General features: G+C 58.0%; 19 protein-coding genes and 1 tRNA gene. 15 read left to right on the forward strand and 5 right to left on the reverse strand.

Going from position 1 to position 18,761, the window contains the following annotated elements:
- Nucleotides 1-174: 174 nt before the first annotated feature.
- Together GGQ85_RS07465 and GGQ85_RS07470 are read right to left on the reverse strand one after the other, a co-directional pair.
- Entirely contained in the window at nt 175-483 is a 309-nt protein-coding gene (locus GGQ85_RS07465) for a hypothetical protein (RefSeq protein ID WP_309773981.1), read from the reverse strand.
- A 500-nt stretch (nt 484-983) separates the two neighbouring features.
- Nucleotides 984-1,073, reverse strand: a tRNA-Ser gene (locus GGQ85_RS07470).
- A gap of 352 nt (nt 1,074-1,425) precedes the next feature.
- On the opposite strand from GGQ85_RS07470, the gene GGQ85_RS07475 reads away from it, so the two are divergent.
- The 13 genes from GGQ85_RS07475 to GGQ85_RS07535 all read left to right on the forward strand — a co-directional run bounded on the left by GGQ85_RS07475 (nt 1,426) and on the right by GGQ85_RS07535 (nt 14,324).
- The gene (locus tag GGQ85_RS07475) at nt 1,426-1,629 is read left to right on the forward strand and encodes a cold-shock protein (protein ID WP_079446424.1); all 204 of its coding nucleotides are present in this window, start codon (nt 1,426-1,428) and stop codon (nt 1,627-1,629) included.
- 98 nt (nt 1,630-1,727) lie between these two features.
- A complete protein-coding gene (gene hmuQ, locus GGQ85_RS07480; protein ID WP_309773982.1) occupies nt 1,728-2,060 on the forward strand; it encodes a heme-degrading protein HmuQ in 333 nt (110 codons plus the stop codon).
- 352 nt (nt 2,061-2,412) lie between these two features.
- Complete coding sequence (locus GGQ85_RS07485) at nt 2,413-2,676, forward strand: PilZ domain-containing protein (protein ID WP_079446415.1); 264 nt, start codon at nt 2,413-2,415, stop codon at nt 2,674-2,676.
- Nucleotides 2,677-2,858: 182 nt separating this feature from the next.
- Nucleotides 2,859-3,791, forward strand: coding sequence for a septal ring lytic transglycosylase RlpA family protein (locus GGQ85_RS07490; protein ID WP_309774083.1), 933 nt, complete (start codon nt 2,859-2,861; stop codon nt 3,789-3,791).
- Between the two features lie 123 nt (nt 3,792-3,914).
- The gene (locus GGQ85_RS07495) at nt 3,915-5,156 is read left to right on the forward strand and encodes a D-alanyl-D-alanine carboxypeptidase family protein (protein WP_309773983.1); all 1,242 of its coding nucleotides are present in this window, start codon (nt 3,915-3,917) and stop codon (nt 5,154-5,156) included.
- Nucleotides 5,156-5,830: a dTMP kinase gene (gene tmk / locus GGQ85_RS07500; protein WP_309773984.1), complete on the forward strand. Its 675-nt coding sequence runs from the start codon at nt 5,156-5,158 to the stop codon at nt 5,828-5,830. The genes GGQ85_RS07495 and tmk overlap by 1 nt, the downstream gene beginning before the upstream one ends.
- Nucleotides 5,827-6,867 (forward strand): DNA polymerase III subunit delta', encoded by a 1,041-nt coding sequence (locus GGQ85_RS07505; RefSeq protein ID WP_309773985.1) that lies wholly within the window; start codon nt 5,827-5,829, stop codon nt 6,865-6,867. The genes tmk and GGQ85_RS07505 overlap by 4 nt, the downstream gene beginning before the upstream one ends.
- Nucleotides 6,868-6,919: 52 nt before the next feature.
- Entirely contained in the window at nt 6,920-8,953 is a 2,034-nt protein-coding gene (gene metG / locus GGQ85_RS07510; protein WP_309773986.1) for a methionine--tRNA ligase, read from the forward strand.
- A 430-nt stretch (nt 8,954-9,383) separates the two neighbouring features.
- Nucleotides 9,384-9,566, forward strand: a complete 183-nt coding sequence (locus tag GGQ85_RS07515; protein ID WP_079446410.1) for a hypothetical protein — start codon at nt 9,384-9,386, stop codon at nt 9,564-9,566.
- A 410-nt stretch (nt 9,567-9,976) separates the two neighbouring features.
- Nucleotides 9,977-11,416: a porin gene (locus tag GGQ85_RS07520; protein ID WP_244553447.1), complete on the forward strand. Its 1,440-nt coding sequence runs from the start codon at nt 9,977-9,979 to the stop codon at nt 11,414-11,416.
- Between the two features lie 628 nt (nt 11,417-12,044).
- A complete protein-coding gene (locus tag GGQ85_RS07525; RefSeq protein WP_309773987.1) occupies nt 12,045-12,317 on the forward strand; it encodes a hypothetical protein in 273 nt (90 codons plus the stop codon).
- Nucleotides 12,318-12,732: 415 nt separating this feature from the next.
- Complete coding sequence (locus tag GGQ85_RS07530; protein WP_309773988.1) at nt 12,733-13,524, forward strand: TatD family hydrolase; 792 nt, start codon at nt 12,733-12,735, stop codon at nt 13,522-13,524.
- Entirely contained in the window at nt 13,521-14,324 is an 804-nt protein-coding gene (locus tag GGQ85_RS07535; protein WP_079446406.1) for an MBL fold metallo-hydrolase, read from the forward strand. Before GGQ85_RS07530 ends, GGQ85_RS07535 begins: the two co-directional genes overlap by 4 nt.
- A 49-nt stretch (nt 14,325-14,373) precedes the next feature.
- Here GGQ85_RS07535 and GGQ85_RS07540 read toward each other — a convergent pair whose 3' ends face one another.
- Nucleotides 14,374-15,018 (reverse strand): cation efflux transmembrane domain-containing protein, encoded by a 645-nt coding sequence (locus GGQ85_RS07540; protein WP_309773989.1) that lies wholly within the window; start codon nt 15,016-15,018, stop codon nt 14,374-14,376.
- Nucleotides 15,019-15,540: 522 nt separating this feature from the next.
- Complete coding sequence (locus GGQ85_RS07545) at nt 15,541-16,188, reverse strand: TetR/AcrR family transcriptional regulator (RefSeq protein WP_309773990.1); 648 nt, start codon at nt 16,186-16,188, stop codon at nt 15,541-15,543.
- A gap of 380 nt (nt 16,189-16,568) precedes the next feature.
- Between GGQ85_RS07545 and GGQ85_RS07550 the strand changes: the two genes are divergently transcribed.
- Nucleotides 16,569-16,913: a carboxymuconolactone decarboxylase family protein gene (locus GGQ85_RS07550; RefSeq protein WP_079446403.1), complete on the forward strand. Its 345-nt coding sequence runs from the start codon at nt 16,569-16,571 to the stop codon at nt 16,911-16,913.
- 145 nt (nt 16,914-17,058) lie between these two features.
- Here GGQ85_RS07550 and queC read toward each other — a convergent pair whose 3' ends face one another.
- Nucleotides 17,059-17,775 carry a 7-cyano-7-deazaguanine synthase QueC gene (gene queC / locus GGQ85_RS07555; RefSeq protein WP_309773991.1) on the reverse strand — a complete coding sequence of 239 codons (717 nt, stop codon included), beginning with the start codon at nt 17,773-17,775 and terminating at the stop codon, nt 17,059-17,061.
- 134 nt (nt 17,776-17,909) lie between these two features.
- Between queC and mazG the strand changes: the two genes are divergently transcribed.
- Nucleotides 17,910-18,758: a nucleoside triphosphate pyrophosphohydrolase gene (mazG, locus tag GGQ85_RS07560; protein ID WP_309773992.1), complete on the forward strand. Its 849-nt coding sequence runs from the start codon at nt 17,910-17,912 to the stop codon at nt 18,756-18,758.
- The last annotated feature ends 3 nt before the right edge of the window (nt 18,759-18,761 follow it).

Below are 18,761 nucleotides of genomic sequence, written 5' to 3' on the forward strand. Positions count from 1 at the left end.
CGCTTCGCCGCCATGATCTGCTCCGTGACGAATCACGGAGCTCTATGAATCAGCGATCAAACCGATTGGGAATCCTGAATGTCGATCGGTTCTAGCCACCGACTTACTAATCCATAAGACAAAAAAAGCCCGCCGGCTAACCCCGGCGGGCTTCCCTTGTCGCTAAATCTTCTACTAGCGGCGATAACCTCGGTGATATCCGTAACCCCGGCGGTATCCGTAACCCCCGTGGTACCCGTAACCTCTGTGCGCGTAACCATAGCGGCGGACACCGCCGCCACCATAGCCGTAGCCACGATATCCGTAGCCGTATCCTCGGTAGACGGGCGCCGTGCGGATACAACCGTTGGGGCCGCAAGCCACGACAACATTCTCGACGTTTGAAGCGGGAGAAAGTGGAGCGACCGGCATTGCAGATGCGCTTCCCGCCGCCGCAAGGCCGAAGAGTGCCGTCAATCCAACAATTGCAAATTTAAGCTTCATGGTCTCCTCCTGTGGCATTCCGATCTTCACACAAAGTAGGAGGTTTAATGTGAACCCGGGATGAGCAACCCGGCCTCACTTAAATCATAAACAGTGCGCTGGGGAGGAGCTCAGTCGCTAAAGCCCGCCGGTCTCGACCGGCGAGTTATCGATCGTCGCTCTCAAACAGCGCATCAATGCGTGCGCATCGCGTCGTATGCGTGAGCAATGAATACGACGGCGCTGACCAAAAGCAGTGCGGCGACTGCGGCTTCCAACATGACGGCTTCCCATTATCGTTTTGGGGAGACGTAGCCGCTCAACGTTTCAGATAGACTTCATGAGACCAGGAAATTGGTTTCATTCCTAAGCCGGCAAGACGCTCGTTGGGTTTGACCAACCGGACCAATGTTTTCCCTTGGATGGATGTGCCGGCGTCGTCGGGCATTCTTCTCAGTCCAAGTCACTTGTTATGTCATGAGAAGAAAATACGACATAACCAATTGATTTTATTGATGATATGGCGGAAGGGGTGGGATTCGAACCCACGGTGGGCTTGCACCCACGCCGGTTTTCAAGACCGGTGCCTTAAACCACTCGGCCACCCTTCCAAACGGTTGACACTGTTTAGCTATCGTCGCGAGGCCGGTTGTCGAGAAAGGCCATTTGCTATTCAACGTCTCTGGTGCGCTTGTTTATGGCGGCACGTAACGCATCGTCAACCTGCGCCACGGCGTCGGCCTCCATATTCGGCAGGACATGCGAATAAAATCCAGCGTGATCCCGACCTTGCTATGGCCAAGCCGTCGCTGGCGATCTTCGGATCTGCCTCTTACAGCATACTGCAGGTCTCTTCGATGGCGCCGAGCAAAGAGACTCGCCGGCTTGAGCCGGCGGTTTTCCTTGCGGCCAGCGAAGCGAGCGCTCATGATAGCTCGATCGTTCCAAAAGGGAGTTGCGGCTGTGGCGACAGGTACAGTGAAGTGGTTCAATGCGACAAAGGGTTTCGGGTTTATTCAGCCCGACAGTGGCGGTAAGGACGTGTTTGTCCATATCTCAGCCGTGGAGAAAGCGGGCCTTAGCTCACTCAACGAGGGCGCCAAAGTGAGCTACGAGGAAGTAGCGAACAGGGGAAAGACCTCAGCAGAAAACCTGCGGGTAGGCTGATCTTCTTGCCCGCCGGCACTCGCCGGCGGGTGATTTTTCGTCGAAGGGAACGCGTTCTACACTCCCGAGACCGGTACAAATTACCAGGAGACTTTCCGATGTTCATTGCCATGAATCGCTTCCAGGTCATCAAGGGAAATGAAAAGGCTTTTGAACAAATCTGGTTCTCGCGTGACACCTATCTAGGGAGTGTGCCTGGATTCGTTGAATTTCATCTTTTGCGTGGACCTGAAGCTGAGGATCACACGCTTTATGCCTCGCACACGATCTGGAAAAGCCGCGACTCTTTCTATGCATGGACGAAATCAGAGGCGTTCCGAGCCGCTCACGCGAACGCTGGCAGCAATAAGCCACTCTATCTGGGTCATCCTCAATTGGAGGGATTCGAAACGCTCCAGACCGTGACTGGTTCTACAACTCAAGGTGAGTAACCCATTGGAAGTCACTCAGCGATTCGCTATCGACACTGCCGATTCCTTCAGCAGAAGGTCAGCTGCTTAATAGAAGGCTTTACGAAATATATTAAATTGCCGATCTTGATTTTAAGCTGCTCCCCATATTCCTCCCTTACCACCCTAAGGCGCCGCTGAACTCTTATAGAGTGTCGCGACCCGCTTCCGCGAGGAGGGCACCTGGCGCGTCCTGCACGGGGATGAGTGCGGCCCGAACATGTCGGAATTTCTTGCGATTTGTGTATTAGCTGGCCGCATGGAGCCATCCCGCACCTTCGGATGACGATCATAATGACGCTGTAAAACAGACACGCGTGCGGACGTACAGGCAATGAATGCACCAACAGAAGACCGCCGCAAACATCCGCGCGTCGAAATCGACGAGCCGGCTTACATTTCTACAAGCGGATTAAGCATGCGGTGCCGGCTGTTGAACGTATCTTCGCAAGGAGCCGCCATCGAGGTCCCAAATCCGGCCCTTGTCCCGTCGCGTTTCCAGCTGATGACCGAAAAGGATCGGGTGATTCGATTCTGCCGGGTCATCTGGATCAAGCAGGACCGGATCGGAATTACTTTCGATCCGCCAACTGCCTAGGCGGGCTCCGGCGTCCGAGTCGCGACCTTGATTGACCACCCGTTTCGCTTCTGAAGGGCTCACCCCATTTCCGCCTTGTTTGCTCTGCGATATGTTCACGGCTTGGTATGGTTATGGACCATATCGTGCTGACCGGCGCGGTGAAGTGGGGCAGTCTGCCGGGGACCGGGTCTTGGGGACGGATGAGGAAACCAAATTCAGATCGAGTTGGGCATGCTGCATGCGCTGTGGCCGTCGCGGGCGCGTGCCTGATGCTGGCCAATTGCGGTTCATCAAACAACCTCAGCCGGATCGATCCTAAGTATGGAGTTTCGAGCAGCCCTCGGGTGATCGCCTCTGGCGAGGCGGTGCCAAAAGGCGGCGGCACTTACCGGGTCGGCAAGCCCTATACAGTCGCCGGGCGCATTTACGTTCCCGAGGAAAACACCAAATATCGCGCCGAAGGTCTCGCTTCCTGGTATGGCGATAACTTCCATGGCCGTCTGACAGCCAACGGCGAGGTTTTTGACATGGCCTCGCTGTCTGCTGCGCATCCAACCCTTCCCTTACCGTGTTATGTCCGGGTGACAAACCTGGGCAACAGCAAATCCCTGGTGGTCCGCGTCAACGATCGCGGGCCGTATCACGGTAACCGGCTGATCGATGTCTCGAACAAGGCCGCCGAGTTGCTGGAGTTCAAGCAAAATGGTGTCGCGTCGGTGCGGGTCGAATACGTCGGACGCGCGCCGCTTGAAGGTTCTGATGATCGGCAATTGATGGCGACCCTGCGAACGGGCGTGCCCGCGCCGTCGCCGTCCACCGTCAGGATCGCCTCCGCGCGGCCGTTTGTCCCTGAACTCACGCCATCCGAACGCTCAACCGGTGGCGATGTCGCGACTCCGCGAGGCCGCTCCTATACGCCCGACCATACCTTGATGGACGTCGCATCGATCAACGCCGATTCCGAGATGTCTGCGTCCGGCCGCACCCCGGCGCGTCGGCAGGCCATGGAAGGACCGCGGGAGGTTTCATACGGCGAGGGCAACGTTGCAGGCCATGTCCGCCCCGTCACCGCTTATGCGCCGGTGGACCAGCGCGGACCGAGCGAGCTACTCTCGGGCCGAGGGCTCTATTAAGGGTCGCGCACCTACCGGGAAAGCTTGAAATCTGCTTTGATTTTGTCCGGCCGCGCCATAGGCGCGGCGCCATGTTGTTTGCGACCATTCCAACTGATAAAAGGATCTACTCGGAATCGCACCATGACAACCAGATCTTCCACGCCCGACAGACGCGGGGGATTCGCCTGGCGCAGTCTGGTGGCCGCCGCCGTCCTCACGATCGGCCTCGACGGAATCGTGCTGGCTGCCAACAATAGCGTTCAGGGTGCCAAGAAGGAAGAGATCTACGAGACCAGCGCCCCGACCGCAATTTTGATCGAAGCAAAAAGCGGCAGCGTTCTTTTCGAGAAAAACGCAGACGAACTACGTGCACCGTCCAGCATGATGAAGCTGATGACGGTTGAAGTCGTGTTCAACGCCATCACGAAAGGCGAGATCAAGCTCACAGACGAGTACGTCATCAGCGAAAACACCTGGCGCAAGGGCGGGGCGCCTTCCGGCGGATCGACCATGTTCGCCGCGATCAACAGCCGCGTCGCAGTCGACGATCTCCTGCACGGGGCAATCATCCAGAGCGGCAATGACTCCTGCATGGCGCTTGCGGAGGGTATCGCCGGCAGCGAAAGCGCCTTCACAGAAAAGATGACGGCCCGAGCGCGGGAATTGGGCATGACCCGCTCCACCTTCGCGAATTCCAACGGTCTTCCACATCCCGACAACAAGATGACCGTTCGAGAGCTTGCGGCACTCGCGCGCCACATCATTTTGACCTACCCGGATTTTTACAAGCTGTTCGGCGAACGTGAATTCACCTGGAACAAAATTCGTCAGTTGAACCGCAACGCGCTTCTGACTGCGATGGACGGAGCCGACGGGCTCAAGACCGGCTACACCAAGGAGGGTGGATACGGCATGGTCGGCTCGGTGGTCCAAAACGGCACCCGGCTGATCGTTGTCGTGAACGGCCTCGAAAGCGCCGACGACCGAGCGGCCGCCGCCAAGAAGCTGCTGGAATGGGGTTTTCGAAATTTCGAAATCCGGACCCTGTTTGCTGCGGACCAGCCGGTCGGCTACGCCAAGGTATTTGGCGGTGATAGCGGCTCCGTTCAGGTCGCCACGTCAGACCCGGTTCAAATCATGGTTCAGAAGAACGGCAGCGACAAACTGCTCGCGCGCATCGTCTATACCGGGCCGGTCCGTGCGCCGGTTGCGCCGGAGCAGCCGATCGGGGTCATCAAGGTATGGCGAGGCAAGGAAGTGGCGGTCGAGATGCCGGTTCATGCCACGAAAGCCGTCGGTGTCGGCTCGACCGTGCGTCGCGCGTTGGATGGAGCGATCGAGCTTGTCATTGGGATGGTGCGCTCGGGCGCCGCGAAACTCTAATGGCCGACGCCACGCCCAAAGCCGACCCGCCGCGCGGACGTTTTATTACCTTCGAAGGCGGCGAGGGGTCCGGAAAATCCACGCAGATCAAGATTCTCGTCGAACGTCTTCAGGCGGCGAAGCTGCATGCCATCGTCACGCGAGAGCCCGGAGGATCGCCGGGCGCCGAAATCATTCGACACCTCGTCCTGTCGGGCGTGGGCAAACTGCTCGGCGCTGACGCTGAAACCCTGCTGTTTGCGGCGGCGCGCGATGACCATGTTCGCACCGTCATCAGGCCTGCGCTGGAGCAGGGCATATGGGTGCTCTGCGATCGGTTTGCCGATTCGACCCGCGCCTATCAGGGTCAACTGGGGAACGTGCTACCCGGCGTGCTGAACGCGATGGAGCGGGTAACCATCGGCGATCTCAAGCCTGACTTGACGGTGATCCTCGATGTCCCCGTTGAGGTAGGTTTGCAGCGCGCAGCCGCTCGCCGTGGCAGCGGCGCGCCGGATCGCTTTGAGGCGGAGGACCTTGCTTTTCACCGGAAACTCCGTGACGCCTATCGCGAGATCGCAGCGAGCGACCCGCAACGCTGCGTGGTGATCGATGCCGACGCCGACGTCAATACCGTCGCAGCGCGAGTGTGGACGGCACTGCGCGACCGCGTGCTAACGGCGGACACCGCATGATCGCGCGCTCAGCCACCGCGGAAATGCCGGTCCCGCATCCGCGCGAAACCACCGTGCTTTTCGGTCACAGCGAGGCGGAGCGGACGTTGCTCAATGCCTATCGCGGGGGCCGTATCCCGCACGCCTGGCTGATCGGTGGCGCGCCGGGGATCGGCAAGGCGACGCTCGCCTACCGGATGGCGCGATTTGTGCTGGCGCACGGCGATCCCAGCATGTCCGATGTGCAATCAGCGGAAACGCTCAAACTGGACCTGACGCATCCGATTGCACGCCGCATCGCGGCCGATACGCATGGCGGGCTCCTGACGCTGGAGCGAACGCCCAACGAAAAGGGCGTTATGCGCACGGTCATCAGCGTCGAGCAGACCCGGGAGACGATCGCTTTCTTCGGCTCGACCGCCACCGGGGATGGGTGGAGGGTGTGCATCGTCGATACTGTCGACGAACTCAACCCCAATGCCGCCAATGCGCTACTCAAGGTGCTCGAAGAACCGCCGCACCGGTCGCTGTTTTTCTTGATAAGCAATGCTCCGGCGCGGGTATTGGCGACGATGCAATCGCGCTGTCGCAAGCTGATGCTGCGCCCGTTGGCAGCAGACGATGTGATCCGCGCGGCCGCGGAAGCAGCGCAGATCGCGCCCGACGATACGTCCTTGCAAGAAATCGCCTACGCGGCCGAAGGAAGCGTCGCGCGGGCGCTGGCGCTCCTGGGAGGCGGCGCGCTGAAGCTCCATCAACGGACGACGGCGTTGTTGAACAGCCTTCCGCAAATCGACCCGGGCGAACTTCACGCGTTGGGGGACGCCATCAGCGGCAGTGAGCGCGCCTCGCTTGGCGCTTTCGTCGACAGCGTGGACCGCTGGATTGGCGAGCGGCTCCACACCAGCGATGCGAACGCCGATCTTCCTCGTCTTGCACGGCTCGCGGAGGTATGGGAAAAGATCAACAACGCCGCACGCGAGACAGAGACCTATAATCTCGAGCGAAAACCCCTGGTTTTTTCGGTGTTCGGGCTTCTCGCAGAAGCTACCCGATAAGCACTCGGCTCCTGACCGTTCTTTTTCCTGCCTGACCGATAAGGATTTTGTTGTGGCTCCCGCTAAGAAGAAACTGGCCAAGAAAGCCCGCGTGAAGGCGCACAAGTCGCGTCCCGCCGCCACCGGCCGTAGCCCGGCAGCTAAAACGCGCAGCAGGACGGCGGTTAAGAAGACCACCAAACAGAAGAAGACGAGCGCGAAGGCGACAACGAAAGCGCGCGCGCCGAAGACGGCTAAAAAGGCGGTAAAGAAGAAGACAGTCAAGAAAACGATCAGGAAGACCGCCCGGAAAACCGCAAGGAAAGCGGTTAAAAAGCAGCCGGCGACAAGAACCCCGAAAAAGGTCGCGACCAAGAAGACAGCGTCAAAAAAGGCGACGCCGAAGAAAGCCGCACCGAAGAAAGCAACGCCAGAAAAAGCCGCGCCGAAGCGATCCGTCACCACGCGTCCGGTGAAAAAGACAACGCCGCGATCGCCGGGCAAGGTTGGCGCCAAGGTCGATACGACCGCTGCATCGCTCCCCTCGAGCACGGCGTCATCGCACACCAATACGTTCTATATCACCACGGCGATCGTTTATCCGAACGGCGCGCCGCACATCGGCCACGCATACGAGGCCATTGCCACCGATGCGCTCGCGCGTTTCCAAAGGTTGGATGGCAAGGATGTGTTCTTCCTCACCGGGACCGACGAGCACGGCCAGAAAATGGTGCAGACCGCGCAGCGGGAAAACATATCGGCCCTTGAACTCGCCACGCGAAACGCCGAACTGCTTCGTAAATTGGATGAGACGCTGAATATTTCGTTCGATCGGTTCATTCGCACTTCAGAACCCGCGCACCATAGCTCGGTCCAGGAAATCTGGAGGCGCATGGCAGCGAATGGCGATATCTACCTGTCGAGCTACGCCGGCTGGTATTCGGTACGCGACGAAGCCTATTACGCGGAGGACGAGACGCTCGTCGGCGACGACAATGTGCGGCGCGGACCGCAGGGTACGCCGGTCGAGTGGGTGGAGGAAAAAAGCTATTTCTTCAAGCTGTCGGCCTATCAGGACAGGCTGCTTGCGCTGTACGAAAGCCAGCCTGACTTCATAGGTCCGGATTCTCGCCGCAACGAAGTGGTCAGCTTCGTGAAAGGCGGCCTGAAGGATTTGTCGATCTCGCGCACCAACTTCGACTGGGGCATCAAGGTGCCCGACGATCCCGAGCATGTCATGTACGTCTGGGTCGATGCGCTGACCAATTACATCACAGGCGTCGGTTTTCCAGACGAGAACGACCGCAACTGGCACTATTGGCCGGCCGACGTGCACATTATCGGCAAGGACATCATCCGCTTTCACGCCGTCTACTGGCCTGCTTTTCTGATGTCTGCGGGCATTCCCTTGCAGAAGCGGGTCTATGCTCATGGCTTCCTATTCAACCGCGGTGAGAAGATGTCGAAGTCGGTCGGCAATGTCGTCGATCCATTCAGTCTCGCCGCGCAATACGGCGTCGATCAGGTGCGCTATTTCTTCCTGCGCGAGGTGCCGTTCGGGCAGGACGGCAGTTACAATCACGAGGCGATCGTGGCGCGCATCAATGCCGACCTCGCCAATGACTTCGGCAACCTCGCGCAGCGCTCGCTGTCGATGATCGCCAAGCAGCACGGCGGCGTTCTGCCGGAGCCCGGAGACTTCAGCGACGCCGATAAGGCGATCCTCGCGCAGGCGGACGGCATGATCGCAATCACGCGCGAGGCGATGAATACGCAGCAGATTCACCAGGCGCTTAATGCAATCTGGACCGTCGTCGCCGAAGCCAACCGCTATTTTGCGGGCGAGGCGCCCTGGGTCTTGGCCAAAACCGATCCGGCGCGGCAAAGGACGGTGTTGTATGTCACCGCCGAGGTGGTGCGCCAGATCGCGATTCTGGCCCAGCCTGCGATGCCTGTCGCCTGCGCAAAGTTGCTCGATATATTAGGTATCCCGCAAGGCGAACGAAGTTTCGCGATGCTTGGTGGTCAAATCCGGATCAAACCGGGCACGGCTTTACCTGCACCGGTGCCGGTGTTTCCGCGCTATGTCGAACCGTCCGCAGCCTGAACGGTTTACGCTTATGCTGGTCGACAGTCAGCATGATGGCTGTTGCACCCGAAGCCTGGACTTGTGGGTGCAATGAGACGGTTGCTAGTCAGGATGTCGCGTGATGGCGAATCACACCGTTTCATCCTTCGACATGAAGTGTGCGTACCGATGGACTAACGCTTCCGGCCTGATTTCTGATCATCTTAGCTCTTTGCGGCTACGATGAACCAGAAATCCTCGCTTCGGAGGGGCCCCTCAATCTATCCAGGGTAACCGGTCGTTATAAGTCGTAGCCGCCAAAGGGCGCGAACAAAAGGTGCCGCTACAGGCGTAGCTGTTCCGAATGCCGTCATCATAGGCCATGGTTGGGTTGCGATAAGCGGAACAGCCCCACCTGTCGCAGCGATAACCATAGGCCCCGGTGCGCCAGCCGACCCCACGCACTTCGATGGTGTTTTTAGAACTCATCGATTTCAACGTCGCCGATTGTGTGGGCATCGGCCCGGCCTGGGCGCTCATGCCAAACATAGCGATGGTTGCAGCAAAAACAGCGGTGCGAAGAGAACTCGAAGACTTCATCCTCAATCTCCCGTGCATGTGGCGGCGCATTGGCGCGGCCGGCGCCGGCTAATGAGGGCCGACGGTTCCAGGCCATGCTGATCCTGAAAATAAATCTGTACTATGTGCCATTTTGTCGCAAAACCGTCATCTTAGGCTCCCGTTACAAAACTGTCATTTGAGGTTCACATTGGTCAGCCTTATCCGATTATTGCCGCCGCAGATTTGGCTCGCCTACCGAAAACCCTCTAATCGGATGGACCAGCCGGCACTCTCTCCAGATTGATTTGGTGACGTCCTGCAACTATCCCGATGCGAAAGTGTGGGATTGGAGTGACACATTCGCCTTCTTTCTGATCCCTCGCTCTGAGGGTTTGCCATGTAACAAGGGTGTCACATGCGACTGGAATAAAGCCCGCGTTTCAGCGAGTTCCAAAGAAAGGGAGCTCGAAATGGGGGGCAGAATTGATAACGATAAAGGGATTGAGCGCAGCAATATGCAGCGTTGGCTTAACGCTCGGAGCTTCCATTTTTGCCCCGGCCGACGCCCAACAATTGGACCTGTACGTCGATACGGTTACCAAGCAGGTTTATACGGCGCCCGGTAAAAACCGGGTGAAAATGGGTACCTTTCAGCAGGTGCAGAAAGAACCAGGCCAGCAAACAAAGAAGAAGAATTCAGGTCAGCCGGCACCAAAAGATTCAAGTCAGCAGGCACAGAGAGAACCGGGGCCAAGCTTCGTCCACGAACCGCTGCCTGTAAAAGCCAAGGACGAACACTGGTACGACAGAATTCACATGCGAGGCTATACGCAAATCCGCACCGGTAGCACCGTGAGTGGAGACAATAAAGAAGTCGTCTACTGGCCTGATAAATCGGTCGGCGATAACACCAATTTCTTGATCAGGCGGGCACGTCTGATTTTCTACGGTGATGTGACCGATAATCTCTATCTGTATTTCCAGCCTGATTTTGCCAGTACGCCGTCTGGATCCACCACAGGCAATTTCGGGCAGTTAAGGGATGCCTACGCCGATATCTCCTTCGATGACAAAAAGGAATTCCGTGTCAGGCTCGGGCAATCAAAAATCCCTTTCAGTTTTGAGAACATGCAATCCAGCCAAAATCGTCTTACACTTGATCGTGCTGACGGTATCAACACGTGCTGTCGGGATGAGCGTGACATCGGCGCATTCTTCTATTGGGCCCCAGCTGAAATACGCGAGCGGTTCAGAGACCTGGTGGCGAACAATCTGAAGGGATCGGGCGACTACGGCGTGTTCGCCTTCGGCGTCTACAATGGACAGGGCGCCAACCGCGTCGAGTTAAATAACGACATGCATATGGTGGCCCGCGTCACCTACCCCTATCAATTCAGCAACGGTCAAATTTTTGAAGCAGGCGTAGAGGGTTTGCACGGGCGCTTCGTTACATCGAACGGCCCTATAAGCATCGTTACACCGAACGGCCCTGTAAACATTACTCCGGTCATGGTCGCGCCCGCGCAAGGATTTGTCGATGAGCGTGTCGCGGTGCATGCTGTCCTTTATCCGCAGCCCTTCGGGTTGCAGGCAGAATGGAATTGGGGACGGGGACCTCAGTTAAACGCCGCTCAGAGGTTGATTACGGACTCCTCGCTCAACGGTGGCTATGTCCAGGCCACATACAAATACGATGCTGGAGCTTGGGGAATCATGTTCCCGTTCGTCAAATGGCAATACTACGAGGGCGGTCAGAAATTCGAGCGCAACGCCCCGAGAAACCTCGTCAATGATTTGGAGTTTGGCGTTGAATGGCAAGTCACCAAAGCAATTGAGCTCACAGCTGAGTATCACATGATGAATCGTACCGACGTGCTGAATGCCCCTTACAACCAATTCAGGGCTGATGTCGTGAGAGTCCAGGTCCAGTGGAATTACTGATACTCTCAAAGTTGCTCATCTCGTTCGTCCGCTCGGCCGCGATCTGCCGCCGAGCGGATCAGCGTTTGCCGGACGAACGGACCTGAAGACTGCGACCCGCCGGCAGAGTCCACTGGCGGGTTCCGCATGGAGGAAGGCTCGGGAGCCCGTCGGGTCAGGCCGGAAAGACGGTTGTAGAAAGACTAATCCATTCCTGCGTGAAATCTGGCCGTCAGGAATCATAAGCAGGTCACTGCTTGGACGCTAGGGCCTCCAACTCCTTTAGGCCAGCCGCTCCTAACTTGCCCGGCGCAATTGCAGCGCCGGGCTTTTTCTTTTGGGGCGAGACCGTGAGGCGATAGGCGACGAAAACTTCGGCATCACTGAATGACTCTAGCAGCTCACTACAGATCGGGCAGCGGAAATCCCAGCCTTGATTGGGCAACGATACCAGCTCTAGTCGTCTGAAGGCGGCCCCGCACTTGGTGCAAAAGACATCGGCTTGTCTCAAGGTACCCCTTTGTATGCCCGTCATGAATCAGAGGTAAACTGTCCCTATACTAGCGGGAAATCTTTGGCGTTATCCCGCTCGCCAAACGCCGGCCCGCACTTAATTTCCCGCGGGGCTTCACGCATCTAGGGCGATGAAATGAACCGGTTGCAAATGTTCGTTGAGCATAGTGTGACTGGCGGCTACAGGTCGAAACGCGCTGCATATGCGTTTGACCCCGAGAACCTGCCGCCGCCTGGCGAAAATCTGGAGTGGAAAGCGGTGTCCTCGTTTAACGCCGCCGACGAGATAATGCGGGACTCCGGTTTAAAAGACATCTTCATACTCGCGGTCGATAAGGGTTGCGCCATCGTAGAGGAAAGGGTCGAGCTCGCGCTTAACTTCGAGAATAGTCATCAGCGGTGCAGATGACCAAAGGCATCCAGCCATTCTGACCTCTGTTCCGTCCACTCACGGCGCCGGGTCATGACCGAGTGGACGGCCTCGATCACGGGCCTCTTGGGCCGGGTATGAACCAAAGTCCAAAGCCGAACGGCTGATCGAGGAGGGGCTGTTCCTTCTCCAGCACAAAAGGGCCGCACGCGACGTCGCCCGTTACCGGGCTCGCCTTTGGTAACGCTATCTACAGAATGAAATGACGATCTCGGCAGGATTCGAACCTGCAATCCGCGGAGTAGAAATCCGTTTCTCGCGCGGAATAAACGATGCAGCCCTTGACCTCGCGGCCTGTTGAAGGCACCTGTTGGCTGACTGGCGTTGTAGCCCCGTTTGTAGCCCGGCCAGAATCCCAACTGTCTCATGCCGTCTCCCGAGGGATCTGCCTGAAATGCTTGTCGACAGTCACTGCCATCTCGATTTTCCCGATTTCGCCGATGATCTCGACGGAATTGTTTCGCGCGCGGAAGCGGCGGGAGTTCGCCGCATGGTGACGATTTCGACGCGGGTGAGGGAGCAAACGAAGCTGATCGCAATCGCGGAGCGGTTTCCGAATGTCTATTGCTCGGTCGGCACCCATCCGCATCATGCCGACGAAGAGGACGGCATTTCTATCGACGAACTCATCGCGCTAACACAACATCCAAAGGTCGTCGCGCTGGGGGAGGCGGGGCTTGACTATTTCTACGAGCACGGCTCGCATGAGGCGCAGGCGCGGGGATTCCGCACTCACATCGCCGCCGCGCGCGCGACCGGATTACCCCTGGTGATCCACACCCGCGAGGCGGACGAAAATTGCGGTCACATCCTCGAGGAGGAAATGACGAAGGGTGCGTTTCGGGCGGTGCTGCATTGTTACACTGGTGGCCGAGAGCTCGCAATGAAGGCGGTCGCGCTTGGATTGTACATCGGCTTCACTGGAATTTTGACCTTCAAGAAGTCCGATGCGTTGCGAGCGCTCGCTGCGGAGTTGCCGGACGAGCGCATTCTCGTCGAGACTGATGCACCGTATCTTGCGCCTGGCAAGTTTCGCGGCAAACGCAACGAACCTTCTTATGTTGTGGAGACTGCGAAAGTGCTGGCAGAGGCGCGCGGCGTTTCGCTCGACAAAATTTCGCGACAGACCACCGAGAATTTTTTTCGGCTATTCTCCAAGGTGCCACACCCGGACGCAGCCGCATGACGCTGACGCTGACCATTCTCGGCTGCGGTTCGTCCGCCGGCGTGCCGCGTCCGGCATTGGGCTGGGGTGCCTGCGATCCCGCCAATCCGAAGAACCGTCGTCGCCGCTGTTCGCTGATGATGGAGCGCGCATCGAAGCAGGGGACAACGCGCGTCCTGATCGACACCTCGCCCGACCTGCGCGAGCAATTGATCGATGCCAATGTCGATCATATCGATGCGGTGTTTCTGACGCACGAACACGCCGACCAGACTCACGGAATCGATGACCTGCGCTCCGTCGTCCTGCATCAGCGCCGCCGGATTCCGGTCTATCTTAATCAATCGACGTCCAAGGATATCCTGTCACGTTTTTCATACTGCTTCGTATCGCCCGAAGGCAGCGGCTATCCGCCGATCCTGGACAGCCATTCCATCGAGGCGGGCGAAAGCCAAACGATTGACGGCAAGGGCGGCGCGCTCACACTATCGGCCTTTCTTGTGCAGCATGGCAATATCCCGGCGCTGGGCTATCGGATCGGCAACGCTGCCTATACGCCTGACGTGCATGATATTCCGCATGAAAGTTGGCAGGCGCTGGAAAACCTCAATCTGTGGATTATCGACGGCCTGCGCTACGCGCAGCATCCCAGTCATTTCAGTGTCGCGGATGCGTTGTCGTGGATCGACCGCTTCAAGCCCAGGCGTGCCGTGATCACCAACATGCACTCTGATCTGGATTATGAAGTCCTGCGGCGCGAGCTTCCAGAAAATGTCGCACCGGCCTACGACGGGATGCAGCTAGCGATCGATCCGGCCTGATGGATCGATCGGCTGAGATCTGGGACGCCAACCAATTCTGCTGAGGTGTCTACTCGGCTGCGGCCATGCGGCCGATGCGCAATTCGGCCGCCGCCTGCCGGATCACAACTGCCGAGCCCTGCAACGCCAGCCCGGCCATGATCGAGGCCACGACAACGTCAGGCCAGCCAGTACCCGTTCCGAACACACCCAAGGCGGCCAGTAGCACGGCCAGATTTCCCACCACGTCATTTCGGGTACAAATCCAGGCTGAGCGCATATTGGCGTCACCAGCCTTGTAAGCCCACAGAAGCCCGAACGACGCCGTATTAGCTGCAAGCGCCGCGAAGCCGACCGTACCCATCGTGAACGCGCTGGGCAGCGTTCCGTGGGTCGCGTGCCAGATAACCGTTCCGACAACCCACAGCCCGAATACGCCCATGGTGACGCCCTTGGCGAGCGCAGCCGTGGCCCGATAGCGAAGTGCCATGCCGACCACGAATAAGCTTACGCCGTAGTTTGCGGCGTCGCCTAGGAAGTCCAGCGCGTCGGCCTGAAGCGATGCCGAGCCAGCCGCAAGGCCTGCCGCGACCTCGACAACAAACATGGCCGCATTGATGATGAGCACAGCCCACAGCACGCGCCTATGGGCAGCATTCTGCTTTGGCGTGCTATTCAAATTCAGCGGCGGCGGCGCGCAACATTTATCGGCCATCTATTTGTTTTCCTTGCGCCTTCACCACGTCCATGAACGCCTTCCTCGTCAAGCTAAGTATCGCCTCATAATATTCCATAATATACCTTATGCGAATTATACGACGGGCGACACACGCCTGCGTTTGCGTTTGCGTTTGATTTGTCACTGATGCTTGGGCTGATCTGGTCATTGGGTCTCCCCCTGCTTTTCCTCGACTAAATCCGTCGTGGCTCCCGTTTACGCAGACGCCCACCTGTTCCGCCGGCCCGGAAGGCCCGTTGCATTTCTCGCGACCCAAAAAAAGCGCAGCTGCTCGCGGTAAGCGACCGTGTGTGCAATCCGGCTGCGGGACCGCGCCATGTCGTATCGGTGCAGCGACATGCCGCAGGCCAATCAGGCTTGCGACTCCAAACCCTGCGTCAGACCCAGACCTTGGCCGCACGTGGGTTCGCGCCAAACTTAAGCCGATGCCGAACCAGGTCATGGCTTATGGTTCAGCCGCCACTCAAACTCGCATCAAATCCGCAATCTGGTTGCAGTTTAATGAGTCGGTGAACTGTCACGGATCAGCGAAATCGCCATCAAGCGCGCTCGTTGAATCGCACCCGACTTAGGCCTAAACGCCGCAGTGACCAAACTGCCATCATAGAGGATGGAAAGTTGTTCAGCAATTTCCTTTGCTGGTTTGATCCCCGCGGAGGTAAGCATCCGTACGAACGCATCGCGCACGGCGACTTTGTGAATCCGAACCCAGCGAGGCGCGGGCAAGTTTCGACCATGCTGCTCAATTGCGGCAACAACAAATGCGCAACCTCGGAAGGTCGATTTCGACGCGGCCTCCAACAGCAAGTCGAATACATCGCTGATTTTTGATTCTAACGACGTAGTCTGGATTTCTATGCTCCGCAGCCGTTCGAGAGAGGCTTTATGACGCGATTCAAGGCAAGCCTCGACGAGATCGTCTTTGCTTGGAAAGGCTGAATAGAATGAGGCTTTTGCGACACCAGCCTGATCAATCAGCTTATTGATTCCTGTTTCGTGAATTCCTTCGCTAAAGAAAAGATCGTTAGCCGTCGCGAGAACGCGCTCTCTAACACCAAGGGTTCGACGCTTTGATCTGTCGAAATGCGATCTGCCGTGGATCGCGCGAGGTGAGAGTTCTGCTTTCTTACTATATCTGGTTCCCATCCGTTTATTATCGCTCCGTAATTAAGACGCCAAAGGCGAGACCTCCGCTCAAACGCCGGCGAGACTCGTCAATCGTCGTCGGACAATCGCGCGCTATGATCTATACCCGACAGATCAACGGTGGCGCATACATTGCAAGTCATTACTGCGTCCCGGCCAATAATAACTACCCCTCTTCTGTGCACCAGGCGTCCACCACCTTGTAGCCACTGAATCACGCGCAGAAACGCGGTTGACAGTAGCCGACGATTCGTTAGCATGAACAGACTTGTCTGTCTAACTTTGAAGACATTCGCACCTTGAGGAAACGAGGAGTGTGTAAGGAGGCCTCCGTTGCCCTCGGAGAGCAGCATCAAACACTAACGAACGGGAGATAGCGTATGCTTGATTGGGCTAATGTCAGGAGCAAGTTGTCGTCACGTGTCGGTGAACTACGCAAACTTTCGCCTGACACCGTGGATGCCTATCGAATGGCCGGTGGCGCGGGTGCCAAGACCGGACATCTTGATGAAAAAACGCGCGAGCTCATTTCGCTTGCTGTCGCGGTAACGACGCGCTGTGACGGCTGTATCGCCGTTCACTCTGCGAAGGCGGTGAAAGAAGGCGCAACGCGCGAGGAGATCGCCGAGGCGCTCGGTGTTGCTGTCGCAATGAACACCGGAGCCGCTGTCGTCTTTTCCGCAAGAGTTCTCGACGCATTGGATTCGGTCGAAGGCGCGCGCTAAGTCGCGCTCTCCATTGGTTTCGCGCCGTGCGCGAATGCAACTCTTCCGGCTCGGAGCTGATCCAAAGCAACTTCGAGTCGGTTCGGCGGGTGGGTCGGCCGCCGTTTTCATGCCGACCGTTTCAGTTCGGCACCGCCGGCTGTAGTTAAACGGAGCGCGCCACGTATTCGCGCCAACCTTTTGCGCGCAACCCGCACGCCGGGCAATCGCCGCAGCCATAGCCCCACTCGTGCCGCGCACCGCGCTCGCCAAGATAGCAGGTATGTGAGTGTTCGCGAATGAGATCGACCAATCCAGCCCCGCCGAGTTCATACGCGAGCGTCCAGGTCGCGCCCTTATCGAGCCGCATCAGCGGCGTATGCAGCTCGAACTGTCTGGTCATTCCAAGACTGAGAGCGACCTGTAGGGCTCTGATGGTTTCATCTCGACAATCGGGATAGCCGGAGTAATCGGTCTCGCACATGCCGCCGACGATATCTGTCACGCCGCGCCTGTAGGCCAATGCCGCGGCGAAAGTCAGAAACACCAGATTGCGCCCCGGCACGAACGTGTTGGGCAATCCGCCCTCGCCAATTTCGATCGCGACGTTCCGGGTCAACGCCGTGTCGGAAATCTCCGCCAGCGTCGGGATGGCAAGCGTATGACTCTCGCCGAGTTTATCCGCCCAATCCGGGCGCAGCGATTTCAGCCCCGCGAGCAGCTTGTCGCGACAGTCAAGTTCGATGGCATGGCGCTGGCCGTAGTCGAACCCCAGCGTTTCGACGCGCGCGAAACGTTGAAGCGCCCAGGCAAGGCACGTGGCGGAGTCCTGTCCACCGGAAAACAGAACCAGTGCGGTTCGAGAGGCTGGTTCGTCGATCATGGCGATGCCAATAGCATCCCTCGGTACCCCACGCCAATCGGCGGAGATTGCTTGGCCGGCTGCCTGCTTTTTGCTGGGATAAGGGTGCGGCTTCCGGCATAGAGAACGCGAAAGTTCTTCGAACCGGTGAACCGATGACCCCGTCCCGCGATATTTCACGTTTGATCGAAATCATGGAGCAATTGAGAACGCCCGGCACCGGCTGCCCGTGGGATCTTGAGCAGACGTTTGCGAGCATTGCGCCCTACACGGTCGAAGAATCCTACGAGGTGGCGGACGCGATCGTGCGCAACGATCTGATTGATCTCTGCGACGAGCTTGGCGACCTGCTGTTGCAAGTTGTCTTTCACGCGCGCATGGCCGAAGAGCAGGATGCCTTTTCATTCGGGGATGTGGTCGAAGCGATTACGCGCAAAATGATCCGACGGCACCCGCATGTATTTCCCGACGGCTCAGGATACATTGCGTCATCGGACGTGAAAGGAACCTGGGAACGCATCAAGGCGGAGGAAAAAGCCGAACGTGCTGCACGTAAGCCGATGAAGGAAGCGCCGGCCTCAAGCCTGCTCACGGGCATCAAGGCCGGACAGCCTGCGTTGGCGCGCGCAATAGCCCTGCAGCAAAAGGCCTCGACCGTTGGGTTCGACTGGAACGATCCCCGTGCCGTGCTCGACAAGATCCGCGAGGAAGCGGACGAGATCGAAGCGGCGCTGGATCATGGCGACAAGTCCGATATCGCGTCTGAGACCGGCGATCTCATGTTCGCGCTGGTCAACCTCGCACGTCATGTCGATGCCGACCCTGAAATGGCGCTGCGTGGAGCCAATGCGAAATTCGAGCGGAGGTTCGCTTACATCGAACAGGCGCTCGCTGCGAGAAATCGTTCTCTTGAGGAAGCGACGCTCAAGGAAATGGACGCGCTTTGGAACGAGGCGAAAGAGCGTGAGAAAGAGGGATCTTTCCGGATTCCTATATCGTCCTGAGAC

Source organism: Nitrobacter vulgaris (assembly GCF_031453995.1).
In the GTDB taxonomy this organism is placed as follows: domain Bacteria; phylum Pseudomonadota; class Alphaproteobacteria; order Rhizobiales; family Xanthobacteraceae; genus Nitrobacter; species Nitrobacter vulgaris.

Coding starts and splice junctions, on each gene's coding strand:
- GGQ85_RS07495 (WP_309773983.1), top strand. CDS start 3,915: ATGACAACCAGATCTTCCACGCCCGACAGACGCGGGGGATTCGCCTGG.
- GGQ85_RS07530 (WP_309773988.1), top strand. CDS start 12,733: ATGCTTGTCGACAGTCACTGCCATCTCGATTTTCCCGATTTCGCCGAT.
- GGQ85_RS07535 (WP_079446406.1), top strand. CDS start 13,521: ATGACGCTGACGCTGACCATTCTCGGCTGCGGTTCGTCCGCCGGCGTG.
- GGQ85_RS07550 (WP_079446403.1), top strand. CDS start 16,569: ATGCTTGATTGGGCTAATGTCAGGAGCAAGTTGTCGTCACGTGTCGGT.
- GGQ85_RS07505 (WP_309773985.1), top strand. CDS start 5,827: ATGATCGCGCGCTCAGCCACCGCGGAAATGCCGGTCCCGCATCCGCGC.
- GGQ85_RS07540 (WP_309773989.1), bottom strand. CDS start 15,018: ATGGCCGATAAATGTTGCGCGCCGCCGCCGCTGAATTTGAATAGCACG.
- GGQ85_RS07465 (WP_309773981.1), bottom strand. CDS start 483: ATGAAGCTTAAATTTGCAATTGTTGGATTGACGGCACTCTTCGGCCTT.
- hmuQ (WP_309773982.1), top strand. CDS start 1,728: ATGTTCATTGCCATGAATCGCTTCCAGGTCATCAAGGGAAATGAAAAG.
- GGQ85_RS07485 (WP_079446415.1), top strand. CDS start 2,413: ATGAATGCACCAACAGAAGACCGCCGCAAACATCCGCGCGTCGAAATC.
- GGQ85_RS07515 (WP_079446410.1), top strand. CDS start 9,384: ATGGTGTTTTTAGAACTCATCGATTTCAACGTCGCCGATTGTGTGGGC.
- mazG (WP_309773992.1), top strand. CDS start 17,910: ATGACCCCGTCCCGCGATATTTCACGTTTGATCGAAATCATGGAGCAA.
- GGQ85_RS07525 (WP_309773987.1), top strand. CDS start 12,045: ATGAACCGGTTGCAAATGTTCGTTGAGCATAGTGTGACTGGCGGCTAC.
- GGQ85_RS07490 (WP_309774083.1), top strand. CDS start 2,859: ATGAGGAAACCAAATTCAGATCGAGTTGGGCATGCTGCATGCGCTGTG.
- GGQ85_RS07545 (WP_309773990.1), bottom strand. CDS start 16,188: ATGGGAACCAGATATAGTAAGAAAGCAGAACTCTCACCTCGCGCGATC.
- queC (WP_309773991.1), bottom strand. CDS start 17,775: ATGATCGACGAACCAGCCTCTCGAACCGCACTGGTTCTGTTTTCCGGT.
- tmk (WP_309773984.1), top strand. CDS start 5,156: ATGGCCGACGCCACGCCCAAAGCCGACCCGCCGCGCGGACGTTTTATT.